Origin of the sequence: Bacillus sp. AY2-1, from assembly GCF_008368965.1 — a bacterium.
Classification (GTDB): Bacteria; Bacillota; Bacilli; order Bacillales; family Bacillaceae_G; genus Bacillus_A; species Bacillus_A thuringiensis_S.
This window is the reverse complement of the sequence record NZ_QPEL01000017.1, coordinates 227,819-250,779: the sequence shown is the minus strand read 5'-3', so window position 1 is coordinate 250,779 and position 22,961 is coordinate 227,819. Positions and strand designations below refer to the sequence as shown.

Genomic DNA, 22,961 nt, shown 5'->3' with positions numbered 1-22,961 from the left:
GGTGGTGTAGCAAAAGGCATCACACAGTGTGTGATGCCTTTACCTATTTCTACTATATGATAAGCTTGTACGAATTATGTTTGCAACTTTTTATACTTTTAAGAAACGACGAATTGACATTACACTTCCCCACATACCGATTAACGCACCGATTAACACTAGTAAACCAGCTAATTGGAATACGAAAGGACTGTATGGTAGAAGCTCGAAAATTGTTCCGCCAAGTTTTTCGTTAAACACACCTTGCAACGAATTATACGTAACTAGAATTAGGCCAATTGGAATAATTGATCCTAATACTCCTAAGAATAACCCCTCTAGCAAGAATGGCCAACGAATGAACCAGTTTGTTGCACCAACAAGTTTCATAATTTCAATTTCTGTACTACGAGCATAAATTGTAATTTTAATTGTGTTAGAGATTAAGAACATTGCTGTGAATAAAAGACCAGCAATTAACGCAATCCCAATGTTACGACCAGTTTTTACAGTATCAAATAATCGTTCAACTTGCCCTTTTCCGTACTGAACATTACTGACAAACTGCATTTTTTCAACCTTCTTCGCGATTGTCGCTGTATCTGTTGGTTCTTTTGCTTTTACAACGAATACGTTTTTAAGTGGGTTATCTTGTTCAAATAACTCAAACGTTTTTCCGCTATCACCTAAGCTTTTAATTAAACGTTTTAACTCTTCTTCTTTAGAAGAATATTTAATAGAATCTACTTTTGCAATCTTACTCATATCTTCTTCTAATTTCTTTTGATCAGCTTCTTTCGCAGCTGGATCAATGTGTACACGAATCTCTACATCTTGCTCTACTTTCGTCGCAAAATGGTTCATATTCATAATCGCTGTTAAAAAGACACCTACAAGTAATAATGTAACTGTTACTGCACTAACAGAAGCAAATGTCATCCATCCGTTACGTGATAGATTCTTTACACCTTCTCGCAAATGTCGACTAAGGGTCTTAGCCTTCATATCCGTATCCTCCCTCAATCTCGTCTCGAACAATTTTTCCGCCTTCAATCGCGATTACACGATGACGGATTGTATTTACGATATCTGCATTATGCGTCGCCATAACAATTGTTGTACCACGCTCATTAATGCGAGTAAAAATCTTCATAATATCAAGAGCTGTTTCAATATCTAAGTTACCTGTTGGCTCATCGGCAATTACAACCTTTGGTCGATTTACAATCGCTCTTGCAATCGCAACACGTTGTTGCTCTCCACCTGAAAGTTCACTTGGAATTGCATCTGCACGATCTTCAAGACCTACAAGACCTAAAACCTCTGTTACACGCTCACGAATTGCATCTGGTTCTTCTTCAATTACTTCTAAAGCAAACGAAACATTCTCATATACCGTTAATTTAGGTAGTAATTTAAAATCTTGGAAAATTACGCCTAATTGACGACGAAAATATGGAACATCTCTTTCTGCCAATGTTTCAATAACAAGTCCATTTACATTAATTGATCCTGTAGATGGCTTCTCTTCACGATACATCATTTTAATAAATGTAGATTTTCCGGCTCCACTCGGTCCAACTACGTATACGAACTCACCTTGTTTAATGTTAACTGTAAGACCAGCAATGGCTTTCATACCATTCGGGTACTCCTTATAAACATTCGTCATTTTTATCATTATTTATCACCCAATACTTAATGATTTTTTTCGAAATACTTTTCTGTACATCTGAAAATAAAAGACATCCTTCATTTTCACTTAGTCATCCTTGTTGAAGGTAGTTTACTTATGCTTTCTCATAAGCAATACCACTCTATGTAATATATTTCAGCAAAATTCTACAAACCCCATTGTAACATCAAACGGTTTCCAGTTCGGATACATTTTTGTTACAGTTATGTTACATAAATGAAAAAGAAAACGAGTTGACCTATATTATCAACTCGTCCAGTTCACCTTTTTTATTTATGTTCAGCTAACCATTCAGATACTTTTTTCGCATCTTCACCTTGAATAAGTCCTGGTGACATTGAACCGCGGCCTTTTTTAATAATCTCTTCGATATCTGCAGCGTCGTACTTACCGCCTACTTTTCTTAAATCAGGTCCAGTTGCCCCTGATAAATCTGTCGCGTGACATCCAGCACAACTTCTTTGGAAAATTTGTTCTGCGCTGTCTGTGCTTGCAGACTGTTTCGAAGACTTACTCTCTTCTTTATTTCCGCATGCTCCTAAAGCAAAAACAACCGATGTCCCTAGCGCAATAGCCAACAATTTCTTTTTCACTTCTATCGCTCCCCATTGTTGATATTCTTTTTATTCCTAACACACTCATTTTCATTATAAGCATTATCTTTATATAGAAAAACTAAGGTGTATTTCATATTCCTCAAAAATACAGTGAGAACCTTGATAAAATAAAGCTTTCATAAGTTGTTTCAATTCTGTGAACAGCTTAAAAAACTTCTATAAAGAATCCTTTTTAAAAGGAAAATTAGAAATGTTCTATATAAATCTTTACCCTATTATCGCTCTATTTTACTATTCTCTACTTTTTACAAAACAATATACACCATTGTAATCTACATATAATCCCATCAAAAAGAGAAGTTGTCGTTTCCAACTTCTCTTCCTCTTTACTTCATCTATAAAAATAAAATCAAATTCTTTATATCCTCTATATCCTCAGCGTGGGCCAACAATTTAGTTGGCTTTTTTTCACTTATTAGATGCGAGAACGTAAGTAAGCATCAATAAATGGATCAATCTCTCCATCCATAACTGCTTGTACGTTACCAACCTCCGTATTTGTACGGTGGTCTTTTACAAGAGAATACGGGTGGAATACGTAAGAACGGATTTGGCTACCCCATCCGATTTCTTTTTGTTCCCCGCGGATTTCATCTAATTGTGCCTGTTGTTCTTCTAGTTTCTTTTGATATAATTTCGCTTTTAACATCTTCATCGCATGCTCACGGTTTTTAATTTGAGAACGTTCCGACTGACACGTTACAACTGTATTTGTCGGTGTATGTGTAATACGAACTGCTGAATCTGTCGTATTAACGTGCTGCCCACCCGCTCCACTTGCGCGGTACGTATCAATTTTTAAATCTTCTGTACGTACTTCGATTTCAACTTCATCATTGAACTCTGGTACAACTTCACAAGATACGAACGATGTATGACGACGACCTGAAGAATCAAATGGTGAAATACGTACAAGACGATGTACACCTTTCTCTGCTTTTAAGTAACCGTAAGCGTTATGACCTTTAATTAATAAAGTTACACTCTTAATACCAGCTTCATCACCCGGTAAATAGTCAACCGTTTCTACTTTAAATCCACGTTTTTCAGCCCAACGTGTATACATACGTAATAACATAGAACCCCAGTCTTGTGACTCAGTTCCACCTGCACCTGGATGTAATTCTAAAATTGCATTATTTTTATCATAAGGATCACTTAATAGTAACTGAAGCTCATACTCATTCATTTCTTGAATTAAGCCTTTTACTTCTGACTCTAATTCCTCATGTAAATCTTCATCGTATTCTTCTTTTAAAAGCTCATGCGTTACTTCTAAATTTTCGAACGTTTCATCTAATTGACGGAAACTTCCAACCATATCTTTTAACGCATTCGCTTCATTAATTACAGCTTGCGCGCCTTGTTGGTCATCCCAAAATCCTGCGCTCATCATTTTTTCTTCTAATTCTGCAATTTGTTTCTCCTTAGTAGGAAGGTCAAAGAGACCCCCTAAAAGCCGCTAATCGCTTAGCCATTTTCTCTAATTCCTGTCTAATTTCTACTAATTCCATTTCCTTCACCTCTATGTAATTGCTGTTACTTTCGTATGAAAACAAGGGAAACTCTCTCCACTTATTACGGAGAGAGTTTAACCCTTCTTAATTATACATTTTTGATATAAAAGTTTGCAAAACAGCCAAAGCTACCGCCCTATATTACTGAACAATACCACAGCAGTTTTTATATTTTTTACCGCTACCACATTTACATAAATCGTTGCGGCCCACTTGGTCACCTTTTACAACTGGCTTTTTCTTCGCTTCTTCGCCATCGCTAGATGGATGAACAGCTTCACCTTGAACAACTTCTTGACGTTCTAAGTTTTGTTCAATTTCAGCTTTCATAATGTAACGAGAAATTTCCTCTTCAATAGAAGCAACCATTGACTCGAACATTGCAAATCCTTCCATTTGGTACTCACGAAGTGGATCAATTTGACCGTAAGCACGTAAATGAATACCTTCACGAAGATGATCCATCGCATCAATATGCTCTGTCCATTTTGTATCTACAACGCGGAATACAACAACCTTCTCAAACTCACGCATTTGCTCTTCTGGCATAAGCTTTTCTTTGTCATTGTAACGCTCTATTAATTTCGCGATAATCGGTTCGCTCATTTCCTCAGGAGCAAGGAGACGTAATTCTTCTTCTTTTACGTCTCCTTCTTGAAGAAGGTTTGTATTTAAGTAGTCAACAAGACCTTTAATGTTCCAATCTTCTTCAATTTCCTCTTGTGTATGAAGCGCAACAGCACGTTCTACTGTAGATTTCATCATACCTTCAATAATGCCACGTAAGTTTTCCGATTCCATTACTTCTTGGCGCTGCTTATAAATCACTTCACGTTGCTGACGAAGTACATCATCGTATTGTAATAACTGCTTACGTGCATCATAGTTATTTCCTTCAACACGTTTTTGTGCAGACTCTACCGCACGAGAAACCATTTTACTTTCAATTGGCTGAGAATCATCCATACCAAGACGATCCATCATTGCTTTCATATTATCTGAACCAAATCGGCGCATTAATTCATCTTCCATCGATAAGTAGAACTGCGTCACACCAGGGTCCCCTTGACGACCAGCACGACCACGTAACTGATTATCAATACGACGACTTTCATGACGTTCTGTACCAATAACCGCTAGACCGAAGATTTTCACATCATCTCCAAGCTTAATATCTGTACCACGACCAGCCATATTCGTCGCAATCGTTACAGCACCTTTCATACCAGCTTCCGCAATAATATCTGCTTCACGTGCATGGTTTTTCGCATTTAAAATGTTATGACGTACACCTTTACGCGTTAACATTTTTGAAATAAGCTCTGAAGTTTCAATTGCAACTGTACCTACAAGAACAGGTTGCCCTTGTTTATGACGATTTACAATATCCTCAACAACAGCATTGAACTTACCTTCCATTGATTTAAAGATTAAATCAGCACGATCATCACGAATAATCGGTTTGTTTGTTGGAATTACAATAACGTTCATATTGTAAATGTTACGGAATTCCTCTTCCTCTGTTTTCGCTGTACCAGTCATACCAGATAATTTTTCATACATACGGAAGTAGTTCTGGAATGTAATTGTCGCAAGCGTCATACTTTCATTTTGAATTTCTACACCTTCTTTTGCTTCAATTGCTTGGTGTAATCCTTCGCTATAACGACGACCTTTCATAAGACGACCAGTGAATTGGTCTACAATTACGATTTCGCCTTCTTGTACAACATAATCTGTATCACGGTGCATAACAACGTGTGCACGAAGCCCCTGATTAATATGGTGAAGAAGTGCTACATGTTTTAAATCGAATAAGTTTTCAATATGGAAAGCTTTCTCTGCTTTCGTAATACCATCTTCTGTTAACATTACATTTTTCGTTTTCACATCAAATGAATACTCTTTTTCATTTTCTAACGTACGAACGAATGCATTTGCAAACATGTATAGCTCTGTTGATTTTTGAGCTTGTCCCGAAATAATAAGCGGCGTACGTGCTTCATCGACTAAAATAGAATCGACTTCATCGATAATAGCAAAATGAAGTGGACGTTGAACGCACTGCTCTTTATATAAAACCATGTTGTCACGTAAGTAATCGAATCCAAGCTCATTATTTGTGCTATACGTAATATCAGCAGCATAAGCCTCTTGTTTCTCTTCGCGTGACATACTATTTAAGTTAATTCCTACCGTTAAGCCAAGGAACTCATGAAGTTGTCCCATTTCGTTCGCATCACGTTGTGCTAAGTATTCATTGACTGTAACAACGTGAACACCTTTTCCTGTTAAAGCATTTAAATATACAGGTAATGTAGATGTTAACGTTTTACCTTCACCCGTTTTCATCTCAGAAATATTCCCTTCATGTAAGGCAATACCACCCATTAACTGTACGCCATATGGACGCATTCCAAGAACACGAGTTGCCGCCTCGCGAACAACTGCAAAAGCTTCCGGTAGTAGATCATCTACTGTTTCACCTTTTGTTAGACGTTCTTTAAATTCAAGCGTCTTTCCTTTTAATTGTTCATCAGTTAGTGGCTTAATAGATGACTCTAATGCATCAATTTGCTCAACTGTCTTTTGCATACGTTTAATTTGGCGTTGGTTTACATCAAACACCTTTTTTAAAATACCGATCATAGGAAATACGCTCCTCTTTTATTAAAATAAAACTTCCGATTGTTTTCTTTTTCTCTATTACAATCAGTCGTTGTAAAAATCAAATGTATGTTATGCCAATTTTTCTCCTAATTAAAAAAACTAAAATGTATATACCTAATGATAATTGTAACACTTGTCTTATAACTATGACAACAATCGGCCGAATGTCTCGTTCTAAATTAAGAAAAGTTTTTTAAAAATCTATTTTCAGCAAAAAAAGCGCAGCCTCATTCGGCTGCGCTTTCGAATTATTATTTAGTTTCGATTAAACCGTATTTCCCATCTTTACGGCCATATACAACATTAGTTTCATTTGTATCAGCATTTGTGAAGACGAAGAAATTATGTCCTAGCATATCCATTTGTAGAATCGCTTCTTCAACGTCCATCGGTTTTAAATCGAATCGTTTTGTACGTACAAGTTCTAATTCATCCTCTTCTACCTCATCCATAACAGCTACTGCTTCTGGAAGGATAAAGTTTGTTTTCATAGAACCTTTCTCACGTAACTTACGATTTACTTTTGTTTTATGTTTACGAATTTGTCGCTCAATTTTATCAACTACTAAATCGATAGCAGCGTACATATCGCTATTAGTTTCTTCTGCACGAAGTAATAAATCAGTAAATGGTATTGTTACCTCGACACGTTGCTTGTCAGAGTATACTTTTAAATTAACTTTAATCTCTGGGAAAGTATCAAAATAACGTTCTAACTTACTTAGTTTTTTCTCTACATATTCCTTTAATGCTGGAGTTACTTCAATATTTTCACCACGAATGTTGAATTTCATAGATGAATTCCTCCTTTCAAGCCTATGTACTATAATTTCGACACTGGCTTAAAAACTCCTTCTAACTTTTTTAAAAAAATTAGTGGAATTGCGATTTTTTTATCGTTTTTTGTTGAAATGAAAAGATGCATCGTTTCTATCTTTATTTTATCCTATTAACATCGTGAATAACGAATATAACTGTGGCCAATTCGTTACGGAAAAGAAACAACTTTTTGACAACTTACCCTATAACAAAAAACCCCTTGCGAAAAACAAGAGGTTCTACCATATATATAACGTTGCCACAAATGCAGCTTTCTCTTCCCAAAAACAATATTCCTACAGTTTTACAACATTAGCTGCTTGTGGTCCACGTGCTCCATCTACAATGTCAAACTCTACTTGTTGCCCTTCTTCTAATGACTTATACCCATCTTGTTGAATAGCAGAAAAATGGACAAATACATCGTCACCATCTTCGCGCTCAATAAATCCAAATCCCTTTTCTGCATTGAACCATTTCACTCGTCCTTGCATGTTCATTCCATTCCCTTCACTCTAAAAATCAGGGCATTCGCCCCATATTTTGACTATAACGAATGACAACATATGAAGTCAAAGAAGACTTATCGCCTTTTTATTATCCCTTTCGACACTGCCATATTAACTTCTACAAAGTGTCAAACTAGATACTTCCCTTGCCCCTCTTTCATATAACAAACTTCCGATTTGCCTAACTGTAATTCCTGTCGTATACACGTCATCAACGAGTAAAATATGTTGCCCACAAAACATCTCTTCTCCCTGAAAATAAAAAGGATTGCTTCCTGACACCCTTTCTTTACGCGTCTTCTTACTTTGCTTTTCTGTTTCTCGCCGTCTTAAGGAAAAATCAGAAATACGGACAGGCAAACAAGTTGCTAATAACTCTGCTTGATTAAAGCCACGTTCAACTTCCCTTTCCTTACTAAGCGGAACAGCGATAACGTTTGAAACATCAGCAAAATACTTTTGAAATAAACTTCGAAAAGGACGATAAAAAATGCGCACTAACTCTGCATCACCCCGAAACTTAAACTGTGCTACTATTTCTTTCATCTCATTATCGTACATGTATAACGAACGGTTTTTAAAAGGACGATACTTCTCCTCATTCATCCACCTTATACAATCTATGCAAATACCGTTTTCTTGAAATGAGGCAGGAACAAATTCTAAAGGTCGGCCGCACTCCATGCAAATTTCTCCTATAATATAGGAAAGTTTCTGCTCACATCTATCACATATATATTTTCTATGACACTTTACAAAAAAAGTGTACCAACTAACCTTTTCTACAAAACACTCATCACAAAGTAAACAATGCATTAATCGATCAATCCTTGTTCTTTGGCATTTTTATTCATACCTTGAATATGTTTTTTCGCGCGCACCATCGCCTCTGTCTTACCATAGTGAAAATAAATGACCTCTCCATACGGTGCTTCAAAGCTCCGCCCTGCTCGGCCCGCAATTTGTACGAGTGCACTTTCTGAGAATATTTCTTCTTCAGCCCCTAAAACCGCTACTTGCAAATTTTTCACCGTTACGCCTCGCTCTAAAATTGTCGTTGTAACTAATAATGGGATTTCTCCTTTTCTGAAAGCCGCTACTTTTTCTTTTCTCCCCGGATCTTCTGCATGTACACCTTCAATTCGCTTGTTTAATGATTTTAACAACAGGCTTATCTCTTCTATATATCGCACATGGGGGACAAATAAAAAAATAGGATGTTTTTTATTTAAGTATGTTTGTAACCACTGTAGTAAAACTCGAGGAATTCTTTTATGAATGAGGCTTTTTTTCCAATTCCCGCACCAACAAAATAAAGGAACTGGCAAAGGATGACGGTGATATCGTCCAGAAACAATAACACCTTTTTGTTCACCTTTTCTAAATTTTCGCTTCCACGTTTCATCTGGAGTCGCAGTTAAATAAATACGCGCCGCCCTTTCTTTCATCGCTTGTTTTACCGCGTACTGTAACATTTGATCTGCACAATATGGAAAAGCATCTATCTCATCTACAACCATGACATGAAACGCCCTATAATAACGCAATAATTGATGCGTGGTCGCAACGACTAGTACTGCATCTTTTTCTTTATCCACACTCCCTCCATATAAAGCCGCTACCTTTATATATGGAAATACTTCTTGTAATCTCGGTGCTAATTCCAGAACAACATCCGTTCTCGGCGTTGCGATACAAACTCTTTCTCCTTTTTGAAGCGCTTCGTTAATACCGTAAAACAACATCTCTGTTTTCCCAGCCCCGCATACAGCCCAAATAAAAAATGATTCTTTTTGCTTAATAGCCTCTACAACACCTTGTGCCGCCAAATTCTGACCAGTAGACAACTTCCCGTTCCACTGTAACAAGTTTAATTTCTTTTCTCTCTTTCTTTCAGCAATCCCGCGAACAAGTACAGCACATTCACTTACCCTCCCCATCGTTATACACTTCCGGCAATATGTGCACACTTTACTGCACCTTCTACATAAAAACGACGCAAATAGCCGCTGATCTACATTTCCGCAGCGTTGGCACATATATTTAGAATTCTTCTTTTTTACACCTTGTACACATATGACCTCTCCCTTCCTTTTCAAATCATTTAATTCCCTCTGTAAATCTGAAGAAAGTTCGTCTAATAGCAACTGTTTCCCCGCCAGCATCAACAATCACCTCCAGCACTACTATAAACCCTTCTTCAAATCCCGTAAAAACTCAAAAAAGCCGATAACCTACTTATAAAATAGTAAGCTATCGACTTTATACACGTTTTTTATTCTTTTATAAATCCTAGAATCGACCGTAACCTAAGAAATGTTTTTGGTTATATGAGCTGTTAATGTCACCGTACGCAATTCCTTTATCACTAGCATGGATCATTTGGCCATTACCAACGTAAATACCGATGTGAGATGGACCTGCTTTATAAGTACCTTGGAAGAATACTAAGTCTCCTGGTTGTGGGCTACCTACTTTAGAAACTGAGTTCCAGTAACCTGCAACGTCTTGACGACCTACACCAAAGATGTAAGAAATGAATCCACTACAGTCAAAACCACCGTTTGATGGAGATGCACTTCCCCAAACATATGGTAAACCTAAATAGCTTTGTGCTTTACCAATTACGCCACCCACATTTTGAGCTGGCTTTTTCTCTTCTTGTTTAGGTGCTTCTTTCTTAGGCTCTTCTTTTTTTGGTTCCTCTTTTTTAGGTTCTTCTTTTTTAGGCTCTTCTTTTTGAGCTTGTCCACCATTGTTTGCTGGTGCAGCTTGCTCTGCAGGTGCTTGTGCTGGCTGAGCTTGCGCAGCTTTAGCAGCTTGCTCTGCTTGTTTTTGAGCAGCAGCTTCTTGTGCAGCTTTTGCTTGTGCTTCTTCTTCTGCAATGCGTTGTAATTGTAATGCTTGTTTCTCAAGCTCTTTCAATTGACCTTCCGTACTTGTCATCGAAGTTACAACTGTATCCATTTTACCGCTTAAATCGTTTACCGCTGTTGCTTTTTTCTCTTTTTCAGCGTCAAGTTCTTTCTTAGCAGTTTCAATTTGAGCTTGTGCTTCTTTTAATTCTTTTTGTTTCTCTTTTACCGTTGCAACATCTTTTTTCACACTAGCTTGATCTTCTTGCTGTGTTTTCATGATATCTTCATCAGACTCAAGAATTTTAGAAACAGAAGTTAAACGATCAACTAAATCTGCAACGTTTTTAGAGTTTACAAGAACTTCTGTTACAACGTTCGTATTTGGTTGTTCTTGAAGTGCAACTAAACGCTTTCTTAATAACTCTTCACGTTTTGCAATCTTTGTTTGTAATTCTGCAATATCTTTATTTTTCTTTTCAATTAATTGCTCAGTATCAGAAACTTTTTTCGTTGTTTCATCAAGTTTTGCAGCATTCTCTTGAACAGACTTATCTAAACCTTGAATTGTTTTGTTTAAGTCATTCATTTGTTTTTGTAATTCATCACGTTCTTGTTGTTGTTTATGTAAAGTGTCATTTTGTGTATTAATTTGTGATTTCACGTCAGAAATTTTATCTTCTGCAAATACATTTGGTGTTAGTCCTGAAAACATTAACCCTGCAACTAATGCGCAAGATGCCATTTTTAGCTTTTTCATTTTATTTTTTACACCGCTTTCTTTTTTCTTTTTCCGTATATAACCTATAAAATTTATACCATAATTCGGGATTTTTTTTGCTAATGTTACGTTTTTGTAAAACAAATGTAATATTATTTGTAGCTCTAGCGCAAAATTCGTATATTTTTGTATGTATGTGTAGAAATTTATATACTTTTCTCACTTCTGTGAACAAAGAAAAAACGTAAGGAATCCCTTACGTTTTATTAAATATACGAATACAAATGAAATGCTACTTCATCCATTTCTCAGCCCAATTTTGGACCTCATCCATAACACTTTCTAACGCTTTTCCCTTGTCAGTTAAGCCATACTCGATTCGAACTGGTACTTCTGGATAAACATTACGAACTACAATGCCCTCGCTTTCCAATTCCTTCAAACGCTCTGACAACATACGATCGCTCATATTTGGGATAATATCTGCGATTTCTCTAAAACGTTTCGACTCTTCAAGCAAAGATTTAATAATTAAGCCAGTCCATTTCTTACTAAGCAAAGTAAAAGCTGACTCAAACTTTGGACATAAACAAGAATTATGCTCCATATGTTTCACCTCTCTTCTATTATAATATAGTTTCTTGTAAAAAGTAAGTTATAAAACTTTCCTCATTATTTTATTTTACGTACATTTTACCATTTCCAAATATTAACTTGTCAACTAAACGTAACATACCCGTAAAAAAACCCTCTTAAAAAGAGAGCTTTTTATATCTTTATTACTTCGTATACCATCCAAGACCTAATGCACCTTCACCTAAGTGCGTACCAATTACAGCTCCAAAATAACCTGTACGAATTGTGACGTGAGGATATTTTGCTTCTAATTCTTTCTTCCATTCATTCGCTTCCTCTTCACGTTGCGCATGAATGATAACTGCTTCCATAGGTACACCTTTACTTGCTTGCTCATCAAAAATTTCAATGATACGTTTTAATGCTTTTTTACGTGTACGAATCTTTTCAAACGGAATAATGATTTTATCTCTAAAATATAAAACTGGCTTCACTTGTAACAGACTGCCGATGAAAGCTTGCGCGCTATTTAATCGACCACCACGTTGCAAATGATGTAAATCATCAACTACAAAATAGGCGTCCATCGTTTTCTTCATTTCATCAAAACGAGCGATAATCTCTTTTGGATTCTTTCCTTCACTTGCTAACTTTGCACCTTCACGCACATAAAATCCTTGTACTTCACAACTAATTTCAGAGTCATACGTATATACATCAATACCCTCTACCATCTGTCCAGCTGTTGTTGATGTTTGATATGTACCACTAATTCCACTTGATAGGTGAATACTAATAACTGCATCATAATCTTTAGCTAGTTCTTCATATAGCTCAACAAACTTTCCGATTGCTGGTTGAGAAGTTTTTGGAAGTTCCTCTTGTTCACGTACTTTCACATAAAAATCATCTGCTGAAATTTCAGCTTCTTCTTGATAAGATTCTGTTCCAAACACAACGTTTAATGGAATCATATATATATTGAGTTCATCACGAATTTGCTTCGGTATATATGCTGTACTATCAGTAACAATAGCTATTTTCATTTTCGTACCTGCCTTATAAAAAGTTTTATTTCCTAATTTTACACGAAAACTACAAATGGTGCATCCATACAGGGAAATGCCGGTTGAAATTATACTCACCATCTCGACAAATTACAACAAAAAGATAAAATAATCACCAAAAACTTCAACGTATTTAGAAAAAATGTTTGAATATAAAAAGGCTCGCTTTTAAAATGGAAAGTACTAGTCATTTTGATAGATAGGGGCGTATACAAGTGCTATTACAATATTTAACAATCAAAGACTACGGCGAACACGAAATCGTCATTCAAAAATCAAGATTTATTTGTTATATTAGTCGAGCAACGACTGAGGAAGAGGCTCAAGAATTTATACAAAAAATAAAAAAACAACATTGGAATGCAACACATAATTGTTCCGCTTATTTAATTGGCGAACAAGATCATATTCAAAAAGCAAATGATGACGGCGAGCCTAGCGGTACAGCTGGCGTACCAATGCTAGAAGTACTTAAAAAACGTGGACTAAAAGATACCGTTGTTGTCGTAACACGCTATTTTGGTGGCATTAAACTTGGCGCAGGTGGATTAATTCGTGCATATGGAAAGTGTACAAGCGAAGGCATTAATCATGTCGGTGTTGTCCAGCGAAAACTAATGCGTGTGATGCAAACCGAGATTGATTACACATTACTTGGCAAAGTGGAAAATGAATTACGCAATTCAAAATATGCCATTAAAGATATACATTATCTAGAAAATGTCACATTTGATACGTATGTTGAAGAAGACGGCAAACAAGCCTTTACAGATTGGATGATTGAATTAACAAACGGGAAATGTACAATTACAGAAGGAGATATGTTGTACTTAGAACAAGATGTTATCTAAGCATAACTCTTTTATCACCTTTAAAGATTAATGTAGTGAATTACTTCCCTACAAATGAACTAACGAACTAAGGAGATTATATATGGAAGAACGTTATTATCATCTCCAAAATAGCAGAATAAAAAAGAAACGAAGAAGGAAACTTTTCTTCTTCCTTATTTTCGCATTTTTATTTGGCAGTATAGGAGTTTATGTGTTAAATTCTTACTCTTCTCTTATGGGGATGTATAGTGGTTTTACTCGTGAAAAATCGGATTTAAGAAACAAAGATGTAGAAATTACAAAGGAACCTTTTACAATTCTCATTATGGGTATAGAAGATTATGCGACAGACGGTCAAAATGGTCGTACAGACTCATTAATGTTTGCAACAGTCAACCCGAAAACGCAAAAGATTTCACTTATGAGTATTCCTCGTGATTCTCGAGTTACAATTGTTGGTAAAAATAAAGAAGACAAAATTAACGCTGCCCATGCTTACGGCGGAGAAGAAATGGCAATCAAAACTGTCGAAGGCTTTCTAAAAGTTCCTGTAGACCATTATCTTAAAATTGATTTCCAAGGCTTTAAAGGTATCGTTGATGCTGTTGGCGGTGTTACTGTTGACGTACCCTTCGATTTCTGGGAGCGCTCTGACGTGGATTACTACAAAAAAATTCAATTTAAGCAAGGACAGCAAAACTTAAACGGTGAAGAAGCACTTGCTTACGTCCGTATGCGAAAGCAAGATCCAAATGGCGATTATGGTCGAGCTGCTAGACAAAGACAATTACTGGCCGCTGTTGCTCATAAACTAAACTCCACATCTACTGTATTTAAAATTAAAGATTTAACGGCTGTCGTTGGAAAATATATAAAAACCGACATTCCTATTTCAGACGGACTTGCTCTTTACAATAAAATTTCTGGATTTGATCCTTCTACAATGCAAACGTTAAAGCTTGAAGGCGAAGACAAAAAGATAGGCGGTATTTATTACTTCCTTCCAGATCCAATCAGTGTAGAAACGGTGCGTAACGAAATTGAAAAAGAATTAGGAGAAAAAGCAAAAAATCCAACTACAAAAAACAACTCAAATCCTGATTCAAATTCAAGTTCTAACGAACAAACAAAAAAAGAAACAAACCAAAATAAAACACCAACTGATCCGCCACCTTCTACAAATGCTCATGCAGAGTGGATTATGCGCAATCAGCCATAACAAAAAGGCCCAATCTATCCGATTGGGCCTTTTTTATTTACTTATTAAAGTGTTGTAAAATTGCTTCTACAATACGCTCTGATGCACGACCATCACCGTAAGGATTAGATGCTTTCGCCATCTTATCATGAGCTTCTTTATCTGATAACAACTCATCAGCAAGACCAAAGATTGTCTCTTCGTCTGTTCCTGCTAATTTCAGCGTACCTGCTTCAATACCTTCAGGGCGCTCTGTTGTATCACGAAGAACAAGAACTGGTACCCCAAGTGATGGAGCTTCTTCTTGTACACCACCAGAATCAGTTAACATTAAGTATGAACGAGCTGCAACATTGTGGAAATCAATTACATCTAGCGGCTCAATTAAATGAATACGGTTATGTTCACCTAAAATTTCATTTGCTATTTCACGAACAACAGGGTTCATATGAACAGGGTACACAACTTGTACATCTTCATGCTTATCAACAAGACGCTTAATTGCACGGAACATATTACGCATCGGTTCACCTAAGTTTTCACGACGGTGAGCTGTCATAAGTACAAGACGATCATTTCCAAGTTTCTCTAGTACAGGATGACTATATGTTTCTTTTACAGTCGTTTGTAGCGCGTCAATCGCTGTATTTCCTGTGATGAAAATACGTGACTCATCTTTATTTTCCTTCTGTAAGTTCGTTGCTGATTTTGCTGTTGGTGAGAAATGAAGATCCGCCATTACACCTGTTAATTGACGATTCATCTCTTCTGGGTATGGAGAATACTTATCCCACGTACGAAGGCCCGCCTCAACATGACCTACTGGAATTTGATTATAAAAAGCAGCTAAGCTTGCAATAAATGTTGTTGTTGTATCACCATGTACAAGTACAATATCCGGCTTCGCTTCTTTCATTACTTTATCCAAACCTTCTAAGCCACGCGTTGTAACATCAATTAAAGTTTGGCGGTCTTTCATGATATTTAAATCGAAATCTGGCGTAATTCCAAAGATACTTAATACTTGGTCTAACATTTGGCGATGTTGTGCTGTTACAGTCACAATCGATTCAATTTTTTCTGGGTGTTTTTGCAACTCTAATACAAGAGGTGCCATTTTAATTGCTTCTGGACGTGTCCCGAAAATTGTCATTACTTTTAAACGTTCAGTCATGTGATTGCCTCTTTTCTTTCACTAATTACAGCTTCTATTATGACATATAAAAATATGTATGAGTACATCCCTTTTTAACGCATAACAGAAACTTTTCTATTACAAATACTTTTTCTTCCCACCGAGTAATAATCTATCTTTTGTTTCTTAACATCTTCATCAGTATAACAATTTCTCCCATCAAATAAAATAGGCTCCCTCATAAGTTGTACGTACTTTTCTAACGGATAAGTTTGAATATCTTCCCATTCTGTTACGATAAAAACCGCACTCGCATCTCTAATCGATTCATCTATACATCTACTATATTGTATAGCATCTCCAAATATATTTTTCACATATTGAATTGCTTTTGGGTCGTAAAGAACAATATCTGCACCTATATTAATTAATGCTTCTATTATAATAAGAGATGATGCCTCTCTAATATCATCCGTATTCGGTTTAAAGGATGCGCCAAGAACTGCAATCCGCTTTTTATTCATGTTCATGACTTTTTTCGCTTTTTCAATCAATAGCAGTTGTTGCTTATTATTTACTTCAATAACCGCTTTTAACAAACGAAAATCATGAGCAACATTTCCCGCAATTTGCACCAGCGCTTTCGTATCTTTTGGAAAACATGATCCCCCGTATCCAATACCCGCATTTAAAAAAGATGCACCGATCCTCTTATCCATTCCCATCCCTTTAGCAACATCCAATACATTTGCGCCTACCTTCTCACATATATTTGAAATTTCATTAATGAAACTAATCTTTGTAGCTAAAAAGGCATTCGACGCGTATTTAATCATCTCTGCACTTTTAATATCTGTAACATACGTTTCTAAGCGTAATTTGCTATACAAACTCTCTACTCTTCTTGCTACTTCCTCACTATCTGCTCCAATTACAATACGATCTCCATGAAAGAAATCATAAATACCTGAACCTTCACGCAAAAACTCTGGATTCGATACGATATGTAATGTATATCTCCCCTTTAACTCCTCCTCAATCCATCCTTTCATTACATCATTTGTACCTACTGGAACTGTACTTTTCGTAACAACAATAATATCGTTCGTCGCATATACTCCAATATCATTACAAGCACTCTGAATATACGTTAAATCCGCCGTCCCATCTAATAAAGGTGGTGTTCCAACTGCAATAAATATAAACTCTACATCCTCAAACGCCTCTTCTTTATTTGATGTGAAAGTTAAAGCATTATTCTCATATGCATGATTTATTAATTCATGTAATCTAACCTCATAAATAGGTAAATCCCCTTGTTTTATCCGTTCAATTTTCTCATCATCTATATCAAAACATGTAACTGAATGCCCCAACTTTGCCAATCCTACTCCTGTAATCAACCCAACATATCCAGTACCTACTATCGTAATTTTCATTTCCTTTTCGCACAGGAATATACAATAGAAAAGATATGAAATATAGAATTCTCCCTGTGCTTCCCCCTCTCACATTAAAAATGAGAAAACTCTTTTCCTTTTTCATTATATGAATTACTTCCCTCATTCTTTTTAAAGTTTTTGTAAAATTAAATGCACTATAATATAAAGTGAAACTTAATCATTGGGAATCCAGTTACCAGCTCACTCCAGATAAATTCCCACATTTTAACACGAGACTTACTCATTTCTACGTGTAACACTTATAATACTGAACTAAAAGTATTCACTATCGAAGAAAAAGAGGAAATGTCATATTCCAAAGTCCAGTACGATTAACCTTCTTATATGATTCAATATTCTATATACAATTGTCATATATTCTATCCGCTTCCATTAACCGTAAAAAGAAAAAAAGATTGAATTCTAATCTTTTTGTGATACCATATGTTATGAGCCTGTAAATAAACATCATAATTTTCAGATAAATATATTTTCAAAAAAAAAATTACGTTAGACTATAAAGGGTGGGGTATTAATGGACTCACAAGTGATTTATGCCATTTTGGCATCTTTCATCACTGTACTCGTCGTTACTCCTTTAGTTATTAAATTAGCTTTTAAAATAGGAGCGACAGATAAGCCAAACGCACGTAAAGTGCACCAAAAGATTATGCCACGTCTTGGCGGTTTAGCAATCTTTATCGGTGTAGCTGTAGGATTTGTTGTCGGCGGCTTATATGAGCAAAGAATGTTATCGATAACGCTAGGTGCGATTATCATTGTAATCATCGGAATTTTAGATGATATGTACGAGTTATCTGCGAGAGTAAAATTCGGTGGACAACTGTTAGTTGCCATTATGATTGTAAAAAGTGGATTATTAGTGCAAGTATTATATATCCCATTCCTTGGGGATACTGAACTTGGATGGCTTGCTTATCCAATTACAGTATTTTGGCTTGTAGGTATTACGAATGCAATCAACTTAATTGACGGCTTAGATGGATTATCTGCTGGGATTTCATCTATCGTACTTGCAACGCTAGCATATATGGCCTTCACTAGCCCATGGGGTACTGGAACAGCGATTATCTTGCCACTCGCATTAATTATATTAGCAAGTACAATTGGATTTTTATTCTACAACTTCCATCCAGCAAAAATTTTCATGGGAGATACAGGAGCACTATTTTTAGGATACTGTATTTCTGTTATATCGTTACTTGGATTATACAAAAGTGTAACGTTATTCAGTTTTATTGTTCCAATTATCATTTTAGGTGTACCTATATTTGATACGATATTTGCAATCATCCGTCGTATCGTAAATAAAAAACCTATTTCAGCACCAGATAAATCGCATTTACATCACCGCTTACTTGCAATGGGATTCTCTCATCGCAAAACGGTACTAATAATATACGCATTCGGTATTTTCTTTAGTGTAAATGCCATTATTTTCACTAGTGCAACGTTATGGTTATCCATTATTCTTCTTTTCGCTTTGATTTTCTTCACAGAAATCATTGCTGAAATAATCGGGCTTGTACATGAACGTTACAAACCACTTATTTCCTTTTATAAAAAAGTGAAAAAACGCGAAGACTAATTGTAGTATAGCCTTTACCATTATGAAATATTCAAATAGCACCCTCTTTCTTATAAGAGGATGCTATTTTTTTATTCATTATTTTACATTTCCAAAATATAGATTGTTTGAGAGTTCCTCTATTGGAGAAAGATATACATAATAAGAAACGTATCAAGTTTTCTTTTTACATCTTGATTGTCAAACTGAGGGTGAATGTTATGATCAAGCGAGTATTGCAATGTATTATTTTATTTTTAACCATTACTATGTACGCATCATCTAATACTGAAGCAACAACTGTTATTCCTGCTGAATATCATCCAAATACTGAAACGACCTCTCCTACACAAAAAATTGCGTACTTAACATTTGATGACGGGCCAAACAAATATACTACACAAATTTTAAACATCTTAAAAGAAAAGAACGGAAAAGCAACTTTCTTTGTTATTGGCGGAAAAGTGCCACATTACACAAAAACGATGCAAAGATTAATTAAAGAAGGACATTATATCGGTCTCCACAGCATGTCACATGATGTAAAACGCCTTTACACTGGTGACCCTTCCACTTTAATTGCAGAAATGGAGCAAACACAAAGCATTGTCCAGCAAGTTACGAAATTAAATACACATCTCGTTCGCGTTCCATATGGTAGTATGCCTTACTTAAAAAAGAATTACCGTGACGCACTTGTATCGGCCCAGTATAAAATGTGGGATTGGACAATCGATACATACGACTGGAAAAGCTATGACAATCCTTCTGCCATACTCGAAAGAGTACGTAATCAAAGTGATGAACAAGTAGAAGTCATTTTAATGCATGATTCGAGTGTAACCGTACAAATACTGCCAAAAGTAATTGATTATTTACAGTCACAAGGATACAAACTTCTTCCCTATAATCCTTCTTCTCATCTCAAGGTAAATTTTTGGAAAGACACAAGATTGTAACAGCTTTAGTGCCTATGTGCTAAAGCTGTTTTATTTTTCTCTTCCCACCCTTCCCGTTTTTGTGTAAAATTTTAAATAGTGATGAAGTTTCGAGGTGAATAGAAATGAAACGAATAGATCTCATTTTTAACGCAATACAAGAAGGCAATTATACAGAAGGTGTAACCGCATCAGAACTAGCTACCCTGTTGCAACTAGATCGCGCCAATGTAAGTAGCGACTTAAACAAACTTGTAAAAGATAAACGTTTATTAAAAACAAATACGCGACCTGTTCGTTTTTACATAGAAACGAACACTTCGTTGGAAACGCATTCAAAAGAAGTAACTTCATTAGATACATTTGCAATTGAAAATACGAGCCTTAAAATCGCAATTGAAAAAGCGAAAGCTTCTATGCTCTATCCTCCAAACGGTATGCATACTTTACTACTGGGAGAAACAGGGGTCGGAAAGTCTATGTTTGCTTCTTTAATGCACGAATATGCAATTGAAGTTGAACAGCTTCCTAAAAATGCACCATTTATCGTCTTTAACTGTGCTGATTACGCAAATAATCCACAGCTACTACTCGGGCAATTATTTGGGATTAAAAAAGGAGCTTACACAGGAGCAAGTGATCAAAAAGGATTAATTGAAAAAGCACATGAAGGAATTCTTTTCTTAGATGAAGTACATCGCCTACCTCCAGAGGGACAAGAAATGCTTTTCACCTTTATTGACCGCGGAGTGTACCGCCGCCTTGGAGAAACAGAGAACGAACGTAAAGCACAAGTATTAATCATTACTGCAACAACAGAAGAACCAAATTCATTTTTATTAAAAACATTTACAAGACGTATACCGATGACTGTTACGCTGCCACCACTTCGTGAGCGTACACATAAAGAGCGCTTTGCTTTACTACAGCTATTTTTCACAAATGAAGCAATTCGTCTGCGAAAAGACATTCACGTTAGCCCAAATGCAATGCGTGCTTTCGTCTTTTATAATTGTCCCAATAACATTGGTCAATTAAAAACAGATGTTCAAATTGCCTGTGCGAAAGCCTATTCTGATTTGGTCACAAAGAAACGTGATTCTGTCTATGTTTCAAGTACAGATTTACCTTGGTATATGAAAGAAGGGTTGTTCATTGAAAGGAAGAGCCGTCACTTATACCAAATACCAAATGAAACATTTGTATTTACAGGTGAGGAAGGTTGGAGTAATCATAAAACAGAAGATGAAAAACGCTCTTCTATTTACGATTATATTGACTATAAATACGAAGAACTTCAAGCCCGTGGTATTGAAGAGGAAGAATTAGAATTACTAATAGAAAATGATGTTCAAAGCTTTTTCGTACAATATTTTAACCAAATATCCAAAAAAACAAGCCATGAAAATGTTTTTAAAATTGTGGATCGTAATATCGTTTCCATATGTGAAAAAATAGCGGAACTTGCTGAAAAGCATTTATCTAAGACGTTTGATGAAAAAGTATTTCTCGCTTTAAGTTTACATGTACAGACAACTCTACAACGTTTACAAAGCGGAAAACAAATACATCACCCGCAATTAAATCAAATTCGTACGAAATATAAAGAAGCTTTTTCCGTAGCTATGCAATGCATTCAACTACTGGAAGAAGAATTACAAATAACAATGCCTATTGATGAAGCTGGCTTTTTAACAATGTTCTTCGTTGTTGATCCAATTCCTGCCTCACAAACAGAAGTAAAAGTATTAATATTAGCACACGGTAATGGCATCGCAACTGAAATGGCAAACGTTGCAAACGAACTTCTCGGCATTGAGGAAGTAACCGGTATTGATATGCCGTTACACGAATCACCGAAAGATTTCTTGGAACGTGTGAAAGTGTATATGAAAACACTACAAAATGTAAATGGGCTTCTCTTACTTGTCGATATGGGGTCACTTGCTTATATCGGTGACATATTAGAAACGGAGTTCAAAATCCCTGTACGTGTTCTCTCGATGACGAGCACACCACATGCACTAGAAGCAGCTCGAAAAGCTCAGCTCGGTTATTCATTAGATGCGCTGTATGAAACAGTAAAAAATTTAACACCATTTTACTTAAACGTACAAGAAGAAAAGAAAAAACCTCTCTCTCCAATGAAATCTGTTATTTTAACAGCTTGTTTAACTGGTGAAGGAAGTGCTTTAGCTATTCAAAAAATGTTAGAGAACTATTTACGATTTGATAAAGACTTAATTGAAATTATTCCGATTAGTATCGTCCATGAAAAAGATTTAACGAAAATGATCGAGAACATAAAAAAAGAGCGTAACATCATTTGTATCGTCACGAATTTCGATGTGCAAGTGCCGTGCTTAACATATCATTTCCAAGACATCGTAAACTACACAGCGATTCAGCCCATTCAAGAATTAATTACGTATGAAGAAACATATGCAAAAATGGCGGATATTCTTGAACAACAAATGCAGCGTAACGATGGGGCATTACTTATCAAAACAATTCGTTACGCATTAAATACAATTCAAGAATTAATTTCCTTACAGCTAACTCCTGATAGCTTAATGGGTGTTATTCTGCATATGAGCTGTATGGTTGACCGTCTTCAAAAAGGAGAAAGCCTTCTTCCTCACCCTGATAAAGAGAAAAGAAGACAAGATGAATACTGGATGTATATGAAAGTAAAAAAAGCATTGCAACCAATTGAAAATACATTTGAAATACAAATACCTGATGACGAAGTATTTTACGTTATGGACTTCTTTATTAAAAATCAGCCTGCGAAAAATTAA

The 22,961-nt window shown here is 35.9% G+C and carries 19 protein-coding genes; 5 read left to right on the top strand and 14 right to left on the bottom strand.

Annotation, left to right across the window (positions count from 1 at the left end; genetic code table 11):
• Positions 1 to 90: 90 nt before the first annotated feature.
• The 12 genes from ftsX to DN403_RS05080 form a co-directional block, all read right to left on the bottom strand.
• Complete coding sequence (ftsX, locus tag DN403_RS05135) at positions 91 to 984, bottom strand: permease-like cell division protein FtsX (protein WP_000645028.1); 894 nt, start codon at positions 982 to 984, stop codon at positions 91 to 93.
• Positions 974 to 1,660, bottom strand: coding sequence for a cell division ATP-binding protein FtsE (gene ftsE, locus DN403_RS05130; RefSeq protein WP_000594331.1), 687 nt, complete (start codon positions 1,658 to 1,660; stop codon positions 974 to 976). Before ftsE ends, ftsX begins: the two co-directional genes overlap by 11 nt.
• A gap of 284 nt (positions 1,661 to 1,944) precedes the next feature.
• On the bottom strand, positions 1,945 to 2,268 hold the full coding sequence (cccB, locus tag DN403_RS05125) for a cytochrome c551 (protein WP_000727971.1): 324 nt from the start codon (positions 2,266 to 2,268) through the stop codon (positions 1,945 to 1,947).
• A 439-nt stretch (positions 2,269 to 2,707) separates the two neighbouring features.
• A protein-coding gene (gene prfB / locus DN403_RS05120) for a peptide chain release factor 2 (protein WP_097807990.1) occupies positions 2,708 to 3,806 on the bottom strand; the annotation gives its coding sequence in 2 pieces (ribosomal slippage) (positions 2,708 to 3,733 and positions 3,735 to 3,806; 1,098 coding nt in all).
• Between the two features lie 144 nt (positions 3,807 to 3,950).
• Positions 3,951 to 6,458 carry a preprotein translocase subunit SecA gene (gene secA / locus DN403_RS05115; protein WP_149185327.1) on the bottom strand — a complete coding sequence of 836 codons (2,508 nt, stop codon included), beginning with the start codon at positions 6,456 to 6,458 and terminating at the stop codon, positions 3,951 to 3,953.
• A gap of 272 nt (positions 6,459 to 6,730) precedes the next feature.
• Positions 6,731 to 7,273, bottom strand: coding sequence for a ribosome hibernation-promoting factor, HPF/YfiA family (hpf, locus tag DN403_RS05110; RefSeq protein WP_000671187.1), 543 nt, complete (start codon positions 7,271 to 7,273; stop codon positions 6,731 to 6,733).
• Between the two features lie 321 nt (positions 7,274 to 7,594).
• Positions 7,595 to 7,792, bottom strand: coding sequence for a cold shock protein CspC (cspC, locus tag DN403_RS05105; RefSeq protein WP_001990088.1), 198 nt, complete (start codon positions 7,790 to 7,792; stop codon positions 7,595 to 7,597).
• A gap of 126 nt (positions 7,793 to 7,918) precedes the next feature.
• Complete coding sequence (locus tag DN403_RS05100; RefSeq protein WP_149185326.1) at positions 7,919 to 8,623, bottom strand: ComF family protein; 705 nt, start codon at positions 8,621 to 8,623, stop codon at positions 7,919 to 7,921.
• The gene (gene comFA / locus DN403_RS05095; RefSeq protein WP_002083580.1) at positions 8,623 to 9,972 is read right to left on the bottom strand and encodes an ATP-dependent helicase ComFA; all 1,350 of its coding nucleotides are present in this window, start codon (positions 9,970 to 9,972) and stop codon (positions 8,623 to 8,625) included. Before comFA ends, DN403_RS05100 begins: the two co-directional genes overlap by 1 nt.
• Positions 9,973 to 10,099: 127 nt before the next feature.
• Positions 10,100 to 11,527 carry a C40 family peptidase gene (locus DN403_RS05090; protein WP_000499487.1) on the bottom strand — a complete coding sequence of 476 codons (1,428 nt, stop codon included), beginning with the start codon at positions 11,525 to 11,527 and terminating at the stop codon, positions 10,100 to 10,102.
• Between the two features lie 148 nt (positions 11,528 to 11,675).
• The gene (locus DN403_RS05085; protein ID WP_000400857.1) at positions 11,676 to 11,990 is read right to left on the bottom strand and encodes a winged helix-turn-helix transcriptional regulator; all 315 of its coding nucleotides are present in this window, start codon (positions 11,988 to 11,990) and stop codon (positions 11,676 to 11,678) included.
• A 172-nt stretch (positions 11,991 to 12,162) separates the two neighbouring features.
• A complete protein-coding gene (locus tag DN403_RS05080) occupies positions 12,163 to 13,005 on the bottom strand; it encodes a DegV family protein (RefSeq protein ID WP_000684725.1) in 843 nt (280 codons plus the stop codon).
• 236 nt (positions 13,006 to 13,241) lie between these two features.
• On the opposite strand from DN403_RS05080, the gene DN403_RS05075 reads away from it, so the two are divergent.
• Positions 13,242 to 13,877, top strand: coding sequence for a YigZ family protein (locus DN403_RS05075; protein WP_000926669.1), 636 nt, complete (start codon positions 13,242 to 13,244; stop codon positions 13,875 to 13,877).
• 82 nt (positions 13,878 to 13,959) lie between these two features.
• Positions 13,960 to 15,078 (top strand): LCP family protein, encoded by a 1,119-nt coding sequence (locus DN403_RS05070; RefSeq protein WP_000392802.1) that lies wholly within the window; start codon positions 13,960 to 13,962, stop codon positions 15,076 to 15,078.
• Between the two features lie 37 nt (positions 15,079 to 15,115).
• On the opposite strand, the gene wecB is transcribed toward DN403_RS05070, so the two are convergent.
• Positions 15,116 to 16,231, bottom strand: a complete 1,116-nt coding sequence (wecB, locus tag DN403_RS05065; protein ID WP_000140145.1) for a non-hydrolyzing UDP-N-acetylglucosamine 2-epimerase — start codon at positions 16,229 to 16,231, stop codon at positions 15,116 to 15,118.
• A gap of 74 nt (positions 16,232 to 16,305) precedes the next feature.
• On the bottom strand, positions 16,306 to 17,631 hold the full coding sequence (locus DN403_RS05060) for a UDP-glucose dehydrogenase family protein (protein WP_016078169.1): 1,326 nt from the start codon (positions 17,629 to 17,631) through the stop codon (positions 16,306 to 16,308).
• A 538-nt stretch (positions 17,632 to 18,169) separates the two neighbouring features.
• Here DN403_RS05060 and DN403_RS05055 point away from each other — a divergent pair.
• The 3 genes from DN403_RS05055 to DN403_RS05045 all read left to right on the top strand — a co-directional run bounded on the left by DN403_RS05055 (position 18,170) and on the right by DN403_RS05045 (position 22,961).
• Positions 18,170 to 19,243, top strand: a complete 1,074-nt coding sequence (locus DN403_RS05055) for a glycosyltransferase family 4 protein (protein WP_000378320.1) — start codon at positions 18,170 to 18,172, stop codon at positions 19,241 to 19,243.
• Between the two features lie 200 nt (positions 19,244 to 19,443).
• The gene (locus DN403_RS05050; RefSeq protein WP_000597185.1) at positions 19,444 to 20,181 is read left to right on the top strand and encodes a polysaccharide deacetylase family protein; all 738 of its coding nucleotides are present in this window, start codon (positions 19,444 to 19,446) and stop codon (positions 20,179 to 20,181) included.
• 104 nt (positions 20,182 to 20,285) lie between these two features.
• Positions 20,286 to 22,961 (top strand): sigma-54-dependent transcriptional regulator, encoded by a 2,676-nt coding sequence (locus DN403_RS05045; RefSeq protein ID WP_017763757.1) that lies wholly within the window; start codon positions 20,286 to 20,288, stop codon positions 22,959 to 22,961.